Source organism: Sorangiineae bacterium MSr11367 (genome assembly GCA_037157805.1).
Classification (GTDB): Bacteria; Myxococcota_A; Polyangia; order Polyangiales; family Polyangiaceae; genus Pendulispora; species Pendulispora rubella.
The window spans coordinates 4,737,823-4,754,686 of sequence record CP089983.1; the positions used below are offsets into that span (position 1 = coordinate 4,737,823).

Sequence of the window (16,864 nt, forward strand, 5' to 3'; positions counted from 1 at the left end):
TAACCCCTGACCCCTATGATAAATCCACCGGTATGACCGATACGTACGATCCGGCGAGCATCGAGCCCGTGTGGCAGCGCTACTGGGACGAGCACGCCACCTTCCGGGCGGAACGCCACCCCGGAAAACCGAAAATCTACATTCTCGATATGTTCCCGTACCCGTCCGGGGCCGGCCTTCATGTCGGTCATCCCGAGGGTTACACGGCGACGGACATCACCGCGCGCTACAAGCGCATGCAGGGCTTCGATGTCCTTCACCCCATGGGCTGGGACGCGTTCGGCCTGCCCGCCGAGCAGCACGCCATCGCCACGGGCACGCATCCGCGCGTGACCACGCTGAAGAACATCCAGACCTTCAAGCGGCAGCTCAAGAGCCTCGGCTTCTCCTTCGACTGGGAGCGCGAGATCGATAGCACCGCGCCCGAGTACGTCCGCTGGACGCAGTGGCTCTTCTTGCAGCTTTTCAAACGCGGTCTGGCGTCGCAGGAGAAGATCCCGGTCAATTGGTGCGCCGCGCTCGGCACCGTGCTGGCGAACGAAGAGGTCATCGACGGCCGCAGCGAACGCGGAAATCACCCCGTCGAGCGCCTGCCCCTGCGCCAGTGGCTCCTGAAGATCACGGCCTACGCGGACCAGTTGGCCGAAGGCCTGGACACCATCGACTGGCCCGAATCGACGAAGGCCAAGCAGCACCATTGGATCGGGCGCAGCGAAGGTGCACTCGCCGATTTCGCGGTCGAGGGTCACTCGAGCGCGAAAATCACGATCTTCACCACGCGCGTCGACACGCTCCCGGGCGCGACGTACGTCGTTCTCGCCCCCGAGCATCCGCTGGTGGAGGAGCTGACGGCGCCGGCGCAGCGCGAGTCGGTCAACGCGTACGTGCAGGCCGCGAAAAAGAAGAGCGACATCGAGCGTTCCGACGTGACCAAGAAGAAGACGGGCGTCGCGCTCGGGGCGTATGCCGTCAATCCCATCAACGGCGACAAAGTGCCTATTTGGATTGGCGACTACGTCATTGGAACCTACGGCACGGGGGCCATCATGGCCGTGCCGGGGCACGACGAGCGCGATCATGCGTTTGCCCTGGCCTACGGCCTGCCCATCGTGCAGGTGGTGGATCCCGCCCCGGGTAGCAAGGACACGGTCGACGTGCAGAAGGCCGCGTACACCGAAGATGGCGTATCCCATCTGCTCCGCTCCTTCGTGGAGATCCCCAACGGCGTGCCCAGCGCCGAGGTGCGCCGCCGCATCACCGATTGGTTGAAGTCGCAAGGCAAAGGCGGCCCGCGCGTGACGTACCGGCTGCGCGACTGGGTGTTTTCTCGCCAGCGCTATTGGGGCGAGCCGATTCCCATTTATTTTCCGGTGGAGACGGACGTTGATCCCCGGCAGAAAGATGCGGTTTACACGATTCGCTACGACCAGCCGATCGCGGTCGACGAGAGCGAGCTACCCCTGCTGCTGCCCGAGCTCGAGGATTATCGACCCGGCGCTGATCCCTTGGGCCCGCTGGCCCGTGTTCCCGAGTGGCGCTTCTTTCAGAAGGAAGGAAAGTGGTACGCGCGCGAGACCAACACGATGCCGCAGTGGGCGGGCTCCTGTTGGTACTACCTGCGCTTCCTCGATCCGACCAACCGCGAGAAGCTCTGCAGCGACGAAGCGTACGACGCGTGGATGCCGGTCGACCTGTACGTCGGCGGCGCGGAACACAGCGTGCTGCACCTGCTCTACGCGCGCTTTTGGCACAAGGCCTTCTACGATCTTGGCATCGTGAAGCATCCGGAGCCCTTCGCGCGCTTGGTGCACCAGGGCATCATCTTGGGAACGTCGTTCCGCTATTACCGGAGCACGGCGAACCCCGAGCAGATTTACCCCGGCACCGCCACGGTGGTGAAGGACACCGACAAGGGGGAGATTCACCTGGGCGATCTGTCCGGCGAAGTCGTCGAGGAGGCCTGGGCGAAGGAAGAGGAGGTGCAGCCCGGTCATGCCGCCGGGGCGTACGTGCACAAGACGCTGGGCATCGAGGTCGTGCTGGTCGCCGAGAAGATGAGCAAGGCGCGTGGCAACGTCGTCAACCCGGACGACATCGTGCGCAACCACGGCGCCGACGCGCTTCGTTTGTACGAGATGTTCATGGGGCCGCTCGAGCACATGAAGCCGTGGCAGACCAGCGGCATCGACGGCGTGCGGCGCTTTCTGGAGCGCACGTGGAACGTGGGGCACGACAGCGCGAAGCTCTCGCGCGACGACGCGGACTACGATGTGGAGACGAAGCGGCTCGTCCACAAGACGATCAAAAAGGTGTCGCAGGACATCGAGTCGCTGCGCTTCAACACGGCCATCAGCGCGATGATGGTGCTGGTGCGCCACCTCGGCGGGCTGCCCAAGACGCCGTACGAAGGGGTGAAGCAGCTCGTGCTCCTGGTGTCGCCGTTTGCGCCGCACCTGGGCGAGGAGCTATGGAAGCGGCTCGGCGGCACGGAGTCGCTGGCCTACGAGCCGTGGCCGTCGTTCGACGAGGATCTGGTCCGCGACGACGTCGTCGAGATCGGCGTTCAGGTGAACGGAAAAATGCGCGGCACCGTGCAATTGGCCGTGGATGCGGACGAGGCAACGGCGCGCGCGGCGGCGTTTTCGGCGCCGAAGGTGGCGGCGCACGTCGAAGGGAAGACCTTGCGCAAGATGGTTTACGTGCCCGGGAAGATCATCAATCTGATCGTGGGTTGATGAAGAAGCTCCCGTCCGCCCTGGTGATGGGCATGGCGATGGTGTGCTCGGTGGCCGGTTGCGGCTACCGGGCGCTCTACGCGCAGCCCGGCGAGGTGCGGCTTTCGGTGGTGCTGGTGCGTGCGCGTGTGGCCGATGCCGTGGCCAACGACGAGGTGCTCTCGGGCATGCGCACCACCTTGGCACGCGAGGGGTCGCTTGCTGCGGGAACGGGCTACCCGCGCGTCGAGGTGGAGGTGCTGCGCGCCGACGAAGCCAGCGAGGGCATCGCCTCGGGTACGGATGCGACGGGCGCGCGCGTTCCGCAGGCGCGTGCGACGCAGGTCGGCGTGCTGGCGCGCGCGTGGATCGTGCGGGCCCAAAACGGCGCGCACGAGGCGGACACCGGGGACGTGCGCGCGTTCAACGTGGTGGAGAGCTCTGGCGCCACCGGCCTCGTGGCCGAGGGCATGCGTCACGACGACGCCCTTCGCGCGGTCGCACGACGTGTAGGGCAACGTCTGGCATTGCGCGTTCTGGGGCACCCGGTCGCACGGGACGAGTCGGCGGAGGAACTGTGGTAGCCTTCGTGCGCACCCATGGAAAAGACGATTACTCTGGGGTGCGCGGGCTTTCCGGTACCGGCGACGCGCTACTTCAAAGAGTTCCTCTTCGTCGAGATCCAAGAAGTGCACGTATCGCCCGGCACGGGCACCATCCGCCGCTGGCGCCGTGAGGCCCCGGAGGGCTTCGACTTCAGCGTGGTCGCCCCGCGCGACATCGGCCAAGAGGGCTTCCGCAGCGGCAAAGTCATCGAGAGCGCGTTGAAGTCGCTCCGCGAGGTGAGCAAAGAGCTCGTGGCCAGCACCGCCGTCTTCGTCGCCCCGCCCGATTTTTCGTCGAGCCGAGCGAACAAGGCGATGGTCAAAGAGTTCCTCGGCAGCATCCAGCGCAAGTTCGATCGCATCGTCTGGGAGGCCCCGACGTCGTGGGATCCCGACGATGCCGCGTCCCTCGCCGAAGATGCGGGCGCCATCGCGGCGCGCGATCCGCTGACGCAAGGCATCGGCGAAGGCGCCGTGGCCTACTACCGACTTCCGGGACCGGCTGGCCACAAGAGCCGTTACGAGGATCCGGCCATCGAGCGGCTTGCCGATCTCGCGCGCTCCGCCGAGCACGATGACGCGACCTACGTGTTCACCAACGTGGACATGTTCGCCGACGCAAAGCGTCTCAAGAAAGCGCTCAAGCTCGCCTAGCTGACTCAGGAACGGCTCGCGAGCGAGGCAGCCTTTGGGGGCGTCCGTCATCGTTGCAGCTGAGACCGAATCGTATCTCGCGATTGTTACGGGCCTGGGAGTCCGTCCCGTTTTATGAGTAATGTACAACGATGACGTCCACGACTTTGTTTTCGAAGGTCGCGCACCCGGAGCCGGCGAGCGCGGAACGGCTGGCAGAAATCCTGGCGAACCCGGGATTCGGCAAGCACTTCACCGATCACATCGTGACGGTTCGATGGACCGCGGAGCAGGGGTGGCACAACGGCCGCGTCGAACCCTACCGCGCCCTGGAGCTTCAGCCCTCCGCGATGGTGCTGCACTATGGCCAAGCCATTTTCGAAGGCCTGAAGGCTTATCGCCGACCCGATGGATCCATTTCCACCTTCCGGCCCGAGGCCAACGCGGAACGCTTCCGCACCTCGGCGCGCCGCCTGGCCATGCCGGAGTTGCCCGACGAGTATTTCCTCGGCTCCCTGCGCGAGCTCGTTGCTGCCGACGAGCGCTGGGTTCCCGCCTCCGGTGGTGAGGCCGCGCTCTACTTCCGTCCTTTGATGATCGCCACGGAAGCCAGCTTCGGCGTGCGCCCCGCGAAGGAGTACCTCTACGTGCTCATCGCATCGCCCGCGGGCTCGTACTTCAGTGGCGGCATCAAGCCGGTGAGCGTGTGGCTCTGCACCGAGTTCGTGCGCGCGGCGCCCGGCGGTACGGGCTTCGCCAAGTGCGCGGGCAACTACGCCGCCTCGCTGCAGGCGCAGGCGCAGGCCGCGGAGAAAGGTTGCGACCAAGTCGTGTGGCTCGACGCCGTCGAGCACAAATGGATCGAAGAGATGGGCGGCATGAATCTCTTCTTCGTGTTCGGCTCTGGGAAGAACGCCACCATCGTCACGCCCGAGCTCAACGGAGCACTGCTTCCCGGCGTTACGCGCAAATCACTTTTGCAGCTCGCATCGGATCTCGGCTACCGCGTCGAAGAGCGCCGCATCTCCACGGAAGAATGGGAGAAAAAGGCGACGTCGGGCGAGCTTACCGAGACCTTCGCCTGCGGCACCGCCGCGGTCATCACACCGGTCGGCAAAGTGAAGCACGCACGCGGCGAATTCGAGATCAACGGCGGGAAAACCGGTGAAGTCTCGATGCATTTGCGTGAGCAGCTCACGAGCATTCAACGTGGCACGCTTCCCGATCCGCACGGGTGGATGCATCGCTTGAAGTAGATCGCGCGCGCGTGTCGTGACGACGACGACCCCTTATAAACTGGGCTCCCGACGTCGGTCGTGCAAAATTCATCGCGACCGACGTTCGAGTACCGGACGATGCGGGGGAGGTGTCGATGAGCGTTCCGACGTTCGAAGAGATCATCCGAGAAGCGCACCGGCTTCTCGGCGAGACCGAGGAAGTGTTGCGTCGTGCGTGGCGTGGGGAGGGGCCGACGGAAACGCAGATTGAGACGTTGGATGACGTGCGCGGGCAGATTGCCGTGACCAAGAGCGCACTCGCGCGCATGGCACGTGGCGCGACGCACGACATGCGCGAGTTGCTCGATGCACCGCCGGATTCGCTCCAGCGGCCCATCGCGCCCATCGCGAAAGCGCCCGACACGCGTGAAAGTGCGCTTCCGCCCGCGCGACGGGCGCGAAGGCGTGCTTCGCGCTAATCCTGGCGCTTCGCGCTTCATCTGCGGATTTCACCGAGACGCATCGGAGTGGGACTGTTACCGATGGGCGCATGATGGACGTGGACGTGTTGATCGTGGGCGGAGGCCTCGTTGGCCTCTCGGCAGCGCTCTTCCTGGCGGAGCACCTCGAGCAAGGGGGCCGCGTGCTGGTCGTCGAGAAGCATGCAGGTACATCGATTCATCCCCGCGCGCGCGGCTTCAACGAGCGCACCATCGAGCACTTTCGGGCCACCCGCGCGGGGACGGTCATCGAGCGGGAAGGAGGGATCCCCGAGGAGGTTCCCATTGGCGGTATCCTGACCGCCGTTACCTTGGCCGATGCGCCGCTCGCATGGCAGCCGCGCGTGCCGCAGGCGCGGACCACCGGCCTATCGCCATGTCCGCCCGTGTTCATGGGGCAAGATCGCCTGGAGCGCATCCTTCTGCACGCCGTCACCGAGGAGGGGGTGGTGGTGCGCTTCTCCACGGAGATGACGCATTTCGAGCAGGACGGCGACGGCGTCACCGCGAACATCGTGGACCGCACCGCGCAGCGACACGAGACGGTTCGGGCACGTTACATGGTTGCCGCCGACGGCGTACGAAGCTCCGTGCGTGAGGCACTCGGTATTAGGCAACGCGGACGCGGGACCCTCGGGCACAATGTCTCGGCGGTGTTCGAGGCGGATCTCACGGAGGTGCGGCGTGAGCGGCCCTTCGGTTTCGCCATCGTCACGCACCCAGAGGCCGCAGGCATCTTCGTCAGCGCCGGTTCGAAGGATCGCTGGCTCTATGGAACCGAGATGCCTCCGGACGGCGGCGCCTTGTCGACGAAGGACTTCGTGCAACGCATCCGCCAGGCGGCAGGGCTTCCGACGCTCGCGGTGAACGTGCTCGGTGCCTTCGCCTGGGAAACGGGCGAGCGCGTGGCCGAGCGCTTCTCACACGGGCGCGTCTTTCTCGCGGGCGATGCGGCCCATCAAATGACCCCTGCGGGCGGCTTCGGCGCCAACACCGGCATCCAAGACGCAGCCAACTTGGCCTGGAAGCTCGCGTTGGTTCTCCAAGGGCGCGCACGCCCAGCGCTTCTCGACAGCTTCGACACGGAGCGACGGCCCGTGGCCACGGCGACCGCCGAGCAGGCGACCATCCTCGCATACCGCATGGCCGCGCAAGGCGGACGACCCGCGCATCCACTCGCCGCGCAGGAGCCGGTGGACTCCGACTGCGTGGTGTTCGGCTATCGCTACGGCGTTGGGGACTCGCCGCTGCCGCGGACCCTCGTCCTGGACGGCACACCCGGGAGCCGCGCCCCGCACGCCGGGCTCGACATCGACGGCGTGCCTACGTCGACGATCGATCTCCTCGGCCGCACGTTCGTCTTGTTCGCCGGGGACACCGCATGGAAAAACGCCGCCGATGCGCTCGGGCTTCCGCTGCGCACCCACGTGCTTTCCGGCTGGCAATCGGCCTACGGCGTGAAGGAGGAGGGGGCCGTGCTGGTGCGCCCCGACGGCGTGATCGCGGCGCGCTTCACACAGATGGAAAGCGATGCCGAACGCGCGCTGGTCCGCGCGTTCGACATCTTCTACGTGCTTCGTTCAGGCTAGAGCCCGCACTCGCTGCGGCACTGATTCGTGGTGCAGTTCGACTGCGCCTCGGAGTCGGCCTTGCCATCCGGGCGTGCCAAGCCGCAATCGTCGACGCACTGGAAAGGATCGGTCACGTTGGGGGCGCCGCACGCGTCGGTGCACTTCGAATACGCTTCGCAACTGGAGCCCGGGGAGCAGCGGGTCTTTTCGGCCCTGCAACGCGCCGTGGTGCAGTCGAAGCAGCTCTGCGGGGCAGGGGCCGGCGGGGGTGTGCTGCTGCCGGCATCGACTTCGGGCGCCGGGGCGTTGCAATAGTCGGCCGTGTCCTGGCAGATGGACTGGCAGGCGTTCCTGCTGCACGAGTAAAACTGATTGCACACGGCCAGGTTGCGGTAGTTCGTCTTACCCGCCGGATACTGGTCGTAGCAGTTCTTGGTGCACTGGTTGTAATCGGCGGGGGCGACCTTGTCGCAACCGATGGAGCAGCTGTAAATCTTGTGGCACTCGCTGTCCTCTTGGCACGTGGACCACTGCGAGCGGCACCAGTCGAAGTTGCAACCCTCACACGTCGCGCGCCAGTTGCCGTTGCCGGCGTCTTTGCCGTCCCAGGGCTCCCAGTTGCTGCCACCCCCGTCAATCGGGTCGTCGCTCGTGGTGATCGTACAGCCCTGGGTGGAGAGGACAGCGATTCCACCGAAAAGGACCGCGCTCAGAGCCAGCTTCCATCGATAAGTGCGAGACATGGGTAACCTCTTTGACGGCGACGGGTAGGTCGTCATTCAGGTGCGGTACGACAAAGACAGTCCAACGCGAAAAAGACTAGTCGTCCCCGACCAGGCTGTCACGTTGTCGGCTGCAGGTTGCGTTTGCGAAAGGCCGCGTACGCCACGGCCAAGGTCAGAAGATACCAGGGAATGTCGCCGATGACTTCGTACGCGGTCTTCCCGCGCATCCAGCGCACGCTTGCCTGAAGAGCTTCGACGCGGAACGTCCCCGTGTGGGCAATGACCCGCCCGACCGGATCGATCACCGCGCTCACGCCGCTGTTGGTGCTGCGGACGAGGTAACGGTGATGTTCGATGGCACGAAACTGCGCAAGGCCGAGGTGCTCCCACGGCTCGCTGGTGTCACCGAACCATGCATCGTTGGTGATGTTCACCAAGAGCTCCGGATCGGCGTGGTTGACGGCCTTGTTGGTGAAGCTCGGAAGGATGTCCTCGTAGCAGATGAGCGTCGTCACCTTGTGCTCTCCGCTGGCCGTCCGGATCCGCAGCGGGTCGAGCTTGTCGCCGGGGCTGAACTTCCCGCTGTTCGGCGACCAATGGTACAGAATGGGGAACGTATCGCCGAAGGGCAGGTACTCCCCGAAGGCCAGGAGGAACTCCTTGTCGTAGCGCGCGGTGATCTTGCCCTGCGTGTCCGTCGAAAGCGCCGTGTTGAACCAGCGCTCGCGATCCGCGTCGACGCGGAACAACACCGCGCCAAAGATGGCCGGCATCCCCAGCTGCGAGCTCACGTTGTTGAACATGAAGCGATCGGCCTTGGCCTCCGGCACGGCGAAGGTGACCGACGATTCGCTCCACACGACCAGATCGGTGCCGCGCTCCTTCAGCTCGCGCGTGAGCTTCTGATGACGGCGCAGGCCCTCGGCGGGGTCCGTGCGCTTTTGCATCAGGCCCATGTTGCCCTGCACGAGCCCCACGTTGAAGGCCTCGCTCGCCGCGGCCTGCGCATCGACCATGCGAATGCGCACGTACCCGTAGAGCAACGTGGCTGCCAAGGCACCCGCGCCAATCTGAACCAAGCGGCGATCCAGTGGCCGCTTCTCGATGCGCGACAGGATCGGCTCCGCGATGGCCAGGTTCGCGAGCAGGAGGACGACGCCAATCAAAATGGGCCCGCCCAGATCGGCCACCTGCGTGAGCGCGGGCTGGCCGTGCACCGTGGCCGCGTAATACCAGGGGAAAAGCAGCGGGAACACGAGCTCGCTCGCCACGAAGGCGGCGACGAAGACGAGGGCCGCGGGCCAACCCCGAATGGAGGCGCGCGCGTAGAGCCAGCCCATGAGCCCGAGGCGGCCGCCTTGGTACGTGCAGATGATCAGCACGAACAGCGCGCACAGCACCGTGGGGAAGCCGCTGAACGTCTTCAGCATCGTGAGCAGCCAGTAGAAGCCGAACACGTTCATCGTCGCGCCGGTCACGAGGCCGAGCCACAGCGCCAAGCGCGGCCGCTGCCCGCGGATGGCGATCCACAGCGGCACGAAGGCCACGAAGGCGAGCGGCCAGATGTCCATCCCCGCGAACGCGAGGAAGTACAGAAAGCCGGAGAGCGCGGCCATGCCGAGGGCAGGCCACACGGGCAAGGGGAGTTCGGACGGAAGGCGTAGCTTCATGCGTTGAGGATGCGGCCCACCTTCTCTAGGACGTCGCGCACGCTGAACGGCTTGGAAATGTAATGGCGTGCGCCCGCGCTGATGCCCAAAACGACGTCCTTGGCCGATGCGCGCGCGGTGAGAAACACGATGGGAACGTTGTTCCAGCGTCTATCGGCTTTGAGCAGGCGGCTCAAGGCATATCCGTTCATCTTGGGCATCATCACGTCCGTGATGATCAGCGCAGGCGCGTGAGAGCTCTGCAGGATGTCGAGCGCCTCCTGGCCGTCGCAGGCGGTGACGACCTCGTATTGCACCCCGAGCGCACGAGCCAGCAGCGTACGCACCGCCTCGTCGTCTTCGACCACCAGGATGGTTTTGCGCCGGACGCCGCCTGTTGCGGTCACAGCATGAGATTACATCACTTGATCTCGAGCAGCTCGACCTCAAAAACGAGGGTCGAACGGGGCGGAATCGCCGGCGGCATGCCGCGCTCCCCGTAGGCCAGATCGTAAGGAATGGTGAGTTTGCGCTTGCCACCAATCTTCATGCCGGCCACGCCCTGGTCCCAGCCCTTGATGACCATGCCCTGGCCGAGCTGGAACTCGAACGGCTTGCCGTGATCGCGCGAGGCGTCGAACTTCTTCCCGTCGGTGAGGGTGCCCAGGTAGTGCACCGACACGCGGTCGCCGGCCTTCGCCTCTTTGCCTTTGCCCACGGTGAGATCCTTGATCTCGAGCTTCCCGGGCGGGGCAGGCGGCGGCGCGTTTGCGGCGGACGCCGACGGGGGCGGGGAAGGTTCGCGGATCGAAGCCGTCGGACGTGCCTGGGCCGCTGTCGTCGTGGTGTCGGTCGAGATCGGTTCCGGGCTGGGTGGTTCTGTCAGCTTCGAGCAGGCTGGCAATAGCCCCACAAGACAGAGGAAGAAAGCGAGCGAGGCTGGTAGGATGCTCACGGCTTTAGCTTGGGAGAGGCAAGACGGCTTCATGCGCGGCGAAAACCTAGTCGGGCTACACTGGAAGTAAAGAGTTATGCCGCGTGTTCTCCATATCGAAGACGATCCGCGAAACCGCCTTCTGGTCCGCAAGCTGCTGACCGCCGACGGTCTCGAGGTGATCGACGCTCCCGATGGCCTCGAAGGCGTGCGTTTGGCGCTGGCTCAGCGTCCCGACCTCGTTCTCGTGGACATAAACATTCCCGGTCTCGACGGATACGAGGTGACGCTGCGCTTGCGCAACGAAGCGGGTCTCCGCGGCGTGCCCATCGTGGCCATCACCGCCGAAGGCGAACGGGAAACGAGTTTTGCCGTCGGATGCGACGGCTTTCTGCAGAAGCCCATCGATGCCCGAAGCTTCGCCCGCCAGATCCGCGATTACCTCGAGGGACGGCGTGAGCTGCCGGCGGGGCTTTCGGATACAGGGGAACGATTGCGGATGCAGAGCGGGCGAATCGTGGCGCACCTCGAGACGAAGGTGGCGGAACTATCCGCGGCCAACGAGCGGCTGCGCGACATGGATCGGTTGCGAACGGCGTTCTACCGCAACGTCTCGCACGAGCTGGCAACGCCGCTGACGCCCATCGTCGGCTACTTGCGCATGCTCATCGATGAAGAGCTGGGCGAGGTGGCCACGCCGCAGAAGAAGGCGCTGCGCGCGATGGACGACTGCGTGCGGCGGCTTCGCGCGAGCCTCGACAACTTGGTCGACGTGACCGGTCTCGAGACCGGCAAGATGCGGTTTTTCAACCGCGAGTACGACTTCCTCGACACGGTGCGAAGGGCCATCGCGCAGCAGGCCGATGCCATGGCCGAGCGGCGCCTTGCGCTGGTCGAGGAGTTGCCGCACGGGCCCATCCCCGCCTACGGCGATTCGGATCGGCTCCAGCGCGCGATTCTGCAGCTGCTCGACAATGCGGTGAAGTTCAGCCCGGAGGGCGGCACCCTCGGCATCGCCGTATGGGAGACGGAATCGACCTGCGAGGTGCTCGTGGCCGACACCGGGCCGGGCATCCCGCAGGATCGCACCGAGCGCATCTTCGAGCCTTTTTTCCAGGTCGACGGCTCGCCGACGCGCGCGCACGGCGGCGTCGGTGTTGGCCTCGCCATCGTGCGCCGGGTGGCACGCGGCCTCGGGGGCGACGTGCGCATCCAGGCCGGTGCCCAGCTCGGTCACACCGTCTTTCAGGGCGCGGTCTTCGTGCTCTCGGTGGCCCGGCACGCGCCGACTGTGGTAGCTGACGCGCGAATTTGATGATCGAAAACCGCGTTTATCTGGATTGGAACGCGACCACGCCGCCGCTGCCCGAGGTCGTCGAGGCGATGGGGGCGGCGTTGCGCGGCGCTTGGGCGAATCCCTCGAGCATCCACGCCGAAGGGCGCGGTGCGCGCGCGTACGTCGAGAATGCGCGGGCGGCGGTGGCCGAGCTCGCGGGGATCGATCCGCGCGACATCGTGCTCACCTCGGGCGGGACGGAGGCGAACAACCTCGCGCTGCGCTCGGCCTTCGCGCGAGGGCCGGGGACGCTGGTGACGAGCCGGCTGGAGCACCCGTCGATCGCGCGGGTGGCGGAGGCGCTCGAGGCCGAGGGCAAGGCGCGCGTGCGGTGGTTGCGGGTCGGCGCATCGGGTTGCATCGACCTGGACGATCTGGAGCGCGCGCTCGGGGAGGGCGACGTGCGGATCGTGGCGCTGCAGGCGGTGAACCACGAGACGGGGGTCGTTCAGCCGACCGCGGAGGCCATCGGCATGGCCTCGGCGCGTGGTGTGTGGGTGCACGTCGATGCCGTGCAGGCTTTCGGGCGCATCGACGTCGCGGGGATCAACCCCGCCTGCGGTGATGGCATCAAGGTGACGCGAAGCCTCGCCGCCCACAAGATGCGCGGGCCCAAGGGCATTGGTGCGCTGGTGACGCGCGCCGATATTCTGCTGGAGCCGCTGCTCCGCGGCGGCGCGCAAGAGCGGGGAATTCGACCCGGGACGCTCGATCCGGTGGCGGCGGCGGGGTTCGCGGTGGCGGCGAAGCATGCGCGCTCGGGGCCCGAGCGCTACGCTCGGGTGGCCGTGTTGCGCGATCGCCTGGAGGCGGGCCTCGCGCGCCTCGATCCGCGCTGCGAGGTGAACGGCGCAAAGGCGCCGCGCGCGCCGCACGTGACCAACGTGGCCTTCTCGACGTGGAACGGCCCCGAGCTGGTGGCGGCACTCGATCTGGAAGGGGTGAGCATCTCCAGCGGCAGCGCGTGCAGTGCTGGGACCATCGAGCCTTCGCCGGTCATCACCGCCATGCAGGACGAGGCGCACGCACGAAGGTCCGTGCGGTTTTCGCTGGGGGAGGCCACGACCGAGGAGTCCCTCGAGATGGCGCTTTCGGCGCTCGGTCGCGTCTTCGCACGCACGTGAGGGGCCGCATGATTGCCGCCATCATCTTCGCGTTCACCTACGTGGCGTTCTCCGTGGGGCGCGTGCCCGGTTTGCGCTCGGATCGGGTGGCCGCCTCCATCATCGGGGCGGTGCTCCTGGTTGCGTTTCGGGTGCTGTCGGTGTCCGAGGCGCAGGCTTCGGTCGACGGTGCGACCCTCGGGCTTCTGTTCGGCATGATGGTCCTCTCGGCGGCGCTGGAGGTCTCCGGCGCCTTCTCGATGATTGGCTTCTGGGTCACCCGGCGTGCCCGCAGCCCGGTGGCCTTGTTCATCGCGGTGTCGGTGTCGTCGGCGTTGCTGTCGGCGTTCCTCATCAACGACGTCGTGTGCATCGCGTTTACGCCGCTGGTCCTGCAGATCGCCGAGGCCCTGGAGCGCGATCCGCGGCCTTATCTTTTGGCGCTGGCCACATCGTCGAACATCGGCAGCGTGGCCACCATCACGGGCAACCCGCAGAACATTCTCATTGGGTCGCTGTCGGGCATTTCGTACGGGCGGTTCGCGCTCTTTCTCGCGCCGGTGGCGGTGCTCGCGCTGATCGCGAACGGCATCGTCATTTGGTGGCTTTACCGGCGCGAGCTCGGGGGCGCGTTCGTCGCGCGGTCGGCGTCGAACAAGCCCCACGTGTACCGGCGCTGGATCCGCAAGAGCAGCATCGTGACGGCGGGCGTGCTGCTCGCGTTCGTGCTGGGCATTCCACCCGCCGTCGTGGCGTTGCTGGGAGCCTCGGCCATGCTTTTCACGCGCGCGGTCAATCCGAAGCGCCTCTACGTGCGCATCGATTGGACCTTGTTGGCGCTGTTCACGGGGTTGTTCGTGGTCGTGGCGGGCGTCGAAAAAGCGGGGCTCGCCGAGCGGCTGCTCGCGGCACTGCAGCCGCTGCACCCGGAGAGCGTGTGGGGCCTCACCTTGATCTCGGCGATCCTGTCCAACGTGGTGAGCAACGTGCCCGCCGTCATGGTGCTCAAGTCCCTCGTTCCGCATCTGCCCAACGCCGAGTCGGCGTGGCTCACCTTGGCCATGGCGTCGACGTTGGCGGGGAATCTGACGCTTCCGGGATCGCTCGCGACCATCATCGTGGTGGAGCGCGCCCGGAGCCGCGCGGAGATCTCGTTCGTCGACTTTCTGAAGGTGGGCCTCCCTTCGGGGGTGATCAGCTTGCTCATCGGCGCGGCGTGGCTCGCCTGGCACGCGTGAGCGTTACGCGGCGACGCGCTGCCGTTGCCCTGTCGACGACGCGGTGGCAATGACGTCGAGCAACCGGTGGCGGGAGACGGCGTCGCGGAAGCTCGGGGCGAGCGAAGTGCCCTCGGCGATGTCGTGCGCGAGCGCTGCGTACACTTGGGCGAGCGCATAGGAGGAGCCGCGAAGCTCGGTGCCGTGCGGTCCGTAATACTGGGATGGCACCGTGTACTTCTCCAGCGCCGTCGCATCGCCGCGGGCTCCGAACAGCGCGAGATCGGAAGGGTCGAGCTCCGCAGGCTCGCTGCGTAGTTCGAGTGCGCCTTCGGTGCCGGTGATGCGGATCAGCAGATCGGTGCCGCCGCGCTCCTTGCCGGCTTCGAAGTGTGCCGCGAGGACCGCGTTGCCGTCGAAGGTGCCGCTCACGAGAACCTGGTGCGGGGAGGTGACGGGGATGACCTCCTGGGTTTCGAGAATCGTCATCGTGTCGAACTGCTGCGTCACCACCGCCGACAATTCGCGGATGTCCCCCAACGCGAAGCTCACGATGTCGAGGAAGTGGCCCCCCATGATGCTGAGAAGCGTGGCCCCATTGGCGGCGTCGGAGGCGTAGGCGCCGTACGCGGGCATTCTCGCGCCCATGTACGGCACCGGGTAGCTGAGGTTGCACGAGCGGAGCCGCCCGATGGCGCCCTCGCGCACGAGATCGCGCACGTAGAGAACGCTGGGCCAGAAGCGTCGCTGCAACCCGATGGCCGTGCGCACGCCTTTCGCATCGGCCCGCGCGCTCAATTCTTCCGCCTCGGCGGTGTTGGCGCCCAGCGGCCACTCGCAGAAGACGTGCTTGCCCGCATCGAGCGCGGCCCGCACGGCGCGCCCGTGATCGGGCGTCTTGACGGACACCGTCACCAGGTCGACCTCGGGGTGCGCGACCAGCGCCTCGGCGCGGTCGAAGGCGTGTGCCGCGCCGAATTGCCGCGCCGCCTCCTCCGCGCTCGCCCGGCGCGTCGTGCTGACCGCCGTGATCTCGTACTGCTGCGCAAGCGCCTTCAGCGCCGGAACGTGTGCGACCTTGGCCCATCCTCGTTCGGGATTCGCCCCGATGATGCCCACTCGGATTCTTTTCACGTGAGGTCCTCCAGGAGAATTATCTCGACGCCGAGATAACTTGGGCCGGTTTATCTCGACGTCAAGATGATATAGAAAAGATCGCCATGGCGAAGGCGAAGCGGGACTTGGTGGAGGAGCTGACCGGGGTCTACGCGACGCGGTTTCCCGAGTGGGACATCGAGGCGCTGACGCTGTCGATGCGCCTGGGCCACATCGGGCGGACGCAGCTGGCCCGCTGCGACGAGATCACCGATCGCTACGAGATGGGCTCCTCGGGCTTTCTCACCTTGGCGCTCCTCGCCTCGACCCCGGAGGGCGAGGGGGTCACGCCCGGGGTTCTCATGGACTGCATGGACTGCCCGAGCGGCACCGTCACGCACCGTCTCAATCTATTGGAGCGCGCCGGCCTTTTGCGGCGCCAGGTGGATCCCACGGACCGGCGCAGCTTTCGCCTTCACGTCACGCCGCTCGGTCTGGAGAGGCTCACGGCGTGCGCCGACGAGTACTTTGCCGTCCTGCGCGAGCCGTTCGCCAAGCTTACGCGCGCCGAGCGGCAGACATTGATGGCGCTCTTGCGCAAAGCCGGCGGCGGCTTCAAGGAGCGATGAGCGCGGCGGCTCAGCCCACGTACCGGCCGAACCAGTCGAGCACCTTGGTCCAGGCCTGCGTGGCCGCGGGGGCGTTGTAGCGCGGCCCGGTGTCGTTGAAGAAGGCGTGGTCCGCGCCCGGGTAGGTCACGATTTCGTGCGTGAGGCCGGCCTTCTCCAGGGCCGCTTTGGCCGCGGGTTGCGAGGCGTTGACGCGTCCGTCGAGCTCCGCGTAGACGCCGAAAACGGCAGTCTTGGCGCCGGTGAAGTCGGTGCCCTCGGGCAGGGGGCCGTAGAACGGGGCGGCGGCGGCGAGCCTCGCGTCTTTGGTTCCGACGAGGCGCCATGTCATGCCGCCGCCGAAGCAAAAGCCGATGGCCGCGAGTTTGACGCCGGGGGTTCGCTTCGCCAGCTCGTCGAGCCCCGCCTTCATGTCGGCCACGAAGCGCTCCGGTGGCACCTTCGACAGCGCCGCCGTCGCATTCGCCGGCTCGCCAAGTGCTGCGGTGCCGCCCTCTTCGGAGAGAAGATCGATGGCGAGCGCCGAGTAGCCGGCCTTGGCAAACCGCTGCGCGACCACGCGAAAGTGCTCCAAGAGACCTTTGTTCTCGTGAATCACGAGCACCCCGCCGCGCGGCGAATCCGCCCGCGCCCACGCCCCTTGAAGCGTGCGACCTTCGGGGCCGGCAAAGGTGATGCTCTCGGCGCCGCCGCCGGCCGCGGCGTTCGCGTTCGCGCCGGCGGGCACGTTGGGTTCCTTGGTGTCGGCGCACCCGGCGATCAGGTTCGAGGCTGCCGCCGCCGTCAGCCCCATCAACCCGAGACGCTTGAGCGCCTCCCGCCGCGAGATGATTCCGTCCGCGCAATCCAGAACGACTTCGTCTTGGAGGTAACGTTGGATCTCGTTCATCGGCCGACTTTACGCCGGCCGAGGACGGGGGAGGCGGTCAATGTGCC

General features: G+C 66.4%; 16 protein-coding genes. 10 read left to right on the forward strand and 6 right to left on the reverse strand.

Annotation, left to right across the window (positions count from 1 at the left end; translation table 11 throughout):
- Positions 1 to 32 precede the first annotated feature (32 nt).
- The 6 genes from leuS (at position 33) to LVJ94_18945 (ending at position 7,258) form a co-directional block, all read left to right on the forward strand.
- On the forward strand, positions 33 to 2,735 hold the full coding sequence (gene leuS / locus LVJ94_18920; GenBank protein ID WXB09295.1) for a leucine--tRNA ligase: 2,703 nt from the start codon (positions 33 to 35) through the stop codon (positions 2,733 to 2,735).
- Positions 2,735 to 3,298 (forward strand): hypothetical protein, encoded by a 564-nt coding sequence (locus LVJ94_18925; GenBank protein ID WXB09296.1) that lies wholly within the window; start codon positions 2,735 to 2,737, stop codon positions 3,296 to 3,298. Before leuS ends, LVJ94_18925 begins: the two co-directional genes overlap by 1 nt.
- A 15-nt stretch (positions 3,299 to 3,313) precedes the next feature.
- The gene (locus LVJ94_18930) at positions 3,314 to 3,973 is read left to right on the forward strand and encodes a DUF72 domain-containing protein (protein ID WXB09297.1); all 660 of its coding nucleotides are present in this window, start codon (positions 3,314 to 3,316) and stop codon (positions 3,971 to 3,973) included.
- Between the two features lie 131 nt (positions 3,974 to 4,104).
- Entirely contained in the window at positions 4,105 to 5,208 is a 1,104-nt protein-coding gene (locus tag LVJ94_18935) for a branched-chain amino acid aminotransferase (protein WXB09298.1), read from the forward strand.
- 116 nt (positions 5,209 to 5,324) lie between these two features.
- Positions 5,325 to 5,648, forward strand: a complete 324-nt coding sequence (locus LVJ94_18940) for a hypothetical protein (protein ID WXB09299.1) — start codon at positions 5,325 to 5,327, stop codon at positions 5,646 to 5,648.
- Positions 5,649 to 5,719: 71 nt separating this feature from the next.
- A complete protein-coding gene (locus LVJ94_18945; protein ID WXB09300.1) occupies positions 5,720 to 7,258 on the forward strand; it encodes an FAD-dependent oxidoreductase in 1,539 nt (512 codons plus the stop codon).
- Here LVJ94_18945 and LVJ94_18950 read toward each other — a convergent pair.
- The 4 genes from LVJ94_18950 to LVJ94_18965 form a co-directional block, all read right to left on the reverse strand.
- On the reverse strand, positions 7,255 to 7,983 hold the full coding sequence (locus tag LVJ94_18950; GenBank protein ID WXB09301.1) for a hypothetical protein: 729 nt from the start codon (positions 7,981 to 7,983) through the stop codon (positions 7,255 to 7,257). The genes LVJ94_18945 and LVJ94_18950 overlap by 4 nt on opposite strands.
- Positions 7,984 to 8,081: 98 nt before the next feature.
- A complete protein-coding gene (lnt, locus tag LVJ94_18955) occupies positions 8,082 to 9,635 on the reverse strand; it encodes an apolipoprotein N-acyltransferase (protein WXB09302.1) in 1,554 nt (517 codons plus the stop codon).
- On the reverse strand, positions 9,632 to 10,021 hold the full coding sequence (locus tag LVJ94_18960; protein ID WXB09303.1) for a response regulator: 390 nt from the start codon (positions 10,019 to 10,021) through the stop codon (positions 9,632 to 9,634). The genes lnt and LVJ94_18960 overlap by 4 nt, the downstream gene beginning before the upstream one ends.
- A 14-nt stretch (positions 10,022 to 10,035) precedes the next feature.
- A complete protein-coding gene (locus LVJ94_18965; protein WXB10734.1) occupies positions 10,036 to 10,347 on the reverse strand; it encodes an FKBP-type peptidyl-prolyl cis-trans isomerase in 312 nt (103 codons plus the stop codon).
- Positions 10,348 to 10,645: 298 nt separating this feature from the next.
- On the opposite strand from LVJ94_18965, the gene LVJ94_18970 reads away from it, so the two are divergent.
- Genes LVJ94_18970 through LVJ94_18980 form a run of 3 tightly spaced genes read left to right on the forward strand, consistent with a single transcriptional unit; the run spans position 10,646 to position 14,225 of the window.
- Positions 10,646 to 11,863, forward strand: coding sequence for a hybrid sensor histidine kinase/response regulator (locus tag LVJ94_18970; protein ID WXB09304.1), 1,218 nt, complete (start codon positions 10,646 to 10,648; stop codon positions 11,861 to 11,863).
- Entirely contained in the window at positions 11,863 to 13,008 is a 1,146-nt protein-coding gene (locus LVJ94_18975; GenBank protein WXB09305.1) for a cysteine desulfurase, read from the forward strand. The genes LVJ94_18970 and LVJ94_18975 overlap by 1 nt, the downstream gene beginning before the upstream one ends.
- Before the next feature lie 8 nt (positions 13,009 to 13,016).
- Positions 13,017 to 14,225 carry an anion transporter gene (locus tag LVJ94_18980; protein ID WXB09306.1) on the forward strand — a complete coding sequence of 403 codons (1,209 nt, stop codon included), beginning with the start codon at positions 13,017 to 13,019 and terminating at the stop codon, positions 14,223 to 14,225.
- A gap of 3 nt (positions 14,226 to 14,228) precedes the next feature.
- Here the strand turns inward: LVJ94_18980 and LVJ94_18985 are convergent, their stop codons facing one another.
- On the reverse strand, positions 14,229 to 15,338 hold the full coding sequence (locus tag LVJ94_18985; protein WXB09307.1) for a Gfo/Idh/MocA family oxidoreductase: 1,110 nt from the start codon (positions 15,336 to 15,338) through the stop codon (positions 14,229 to 14,231).
- Positions 15,339 to 15,424: 86 nt separating this feature from the next.
- Between LVJ94_18985 and LVJ94_18990 the strand changes: the two genes are divergently transcribed.
- Positions 15,425 to 15,928 (forward strand): MarR family transcriptional regulator, encoded by a 504-nt coding sequence (locus LVJ94_18990; protein WXB09308.1) that lies wholly within the window; start codon positions 15,425 to 15,427, stop codon positions 15,926 to 15,928.
- A gap of 10 nt (positions 15,929 to 15,938) precedes the next feature.
- Here the strand turns inward: LVJ94_18990 and LVJ94_18995 are convergent, their stop codons facing one another.
- Positions 15,939 to 16,817, reverse strand: coding sequence for a dienelactone hydrolase family protein (locus LVJ94_18995; GenBank protein WXB09309.1), 879 nt, complete (start codon positions 16,815 to 16,817; stop codon positions 15,939 to 15,941).
- Positions 16,818 to 16,864: the final 47 nt, after the last annotated feature.

Coding starts and splice junctions, on each gene's coding strand:
- leuS (WXB09295.1), top strand. CDS start 33: ATGACCGATACGTACGATCCGGCGAGCATCGAGCCCGTGTGGCAGCGC.
- LVJ94_18925 (WXB09296.1), top strand. CDS start 2,735: ATGAAGAAGCTCCCGTCCGCCCTGGTGATGGGCATGGCGATGGTGTGC.
- LVJ94_18930 (WXB09297.1), top strand. CDS start 3,314: ATGGAAAAGACGATTACTCTGGGGTGCGCGGGCTTTCCGGTACCGGCG.
- LVJ94_18935 (WXB09298.1), top strand. CDS start 4,105: ATGACGTCCACGACTTTGTTTTCGAAGGTCGCGCACCCGGAGCCGGCG.
- LVJ94_18940 (WXB09299.1), top strand. CDS start 5,325: ATGAGCGTTCCGACGTTCGAAGAGATCATCCGAGAAGCGCACCGGCTT.
- LVJ94_18945 (WXB09300.1), top strand. CDS start 5,720: ATGATGGACGTGGACGTGTTGATCGTGGGCGGAGGCCTCGTTGGCCTC.
- LVJ94_18950 (WXB09301.1), bottom strand. CDS start 7,983: ATGTCTCGCACTTATCGATGGAAGCTGGCTCTGAGCGCGGTCCTTTTC.
- lnt (WXB09302.1), bottom strand. CDS start 9,635: ATGAAGCTACGCCTTCCGTCCGAACTCCCCTTGCCCGTGTGGCCTGCC.
- LVJ94_18970 (WXB09304.1), top strand. CDS start 10,646: ATGCCGCGTGTTCTCCATATCGAAGACGATCCGCGAAACCGCCTTCTG.
- LVJ94_18975 (WXB09305.1), top strand. CDS start 11,863: ATGATCGAAAACCGCGTTTATCTGGATTGGAACGCGACCACGCCGCCG.
- LVJ94_18980 (WXB09306.1), top strand. CDS start 13,017: ATGATTGCCGCCATCATCTTCGCGTTCACCTACGTGGCGTTCTCCGTG.
- LVJ94_18990 (WXB09308.1), top strand. CDS start 15,425: ATGGCGAAGGCGAAGCGGGACTTGGTGGAGGAGCTGACCGGGGTCTAC.
- LVJ94_18995 (WXB09309.1), bottom strand. CDS start 16,817: ATGAACGAGATCCAACGTTACCTCCAAGACGAAGTCGTTCTGGATTGC.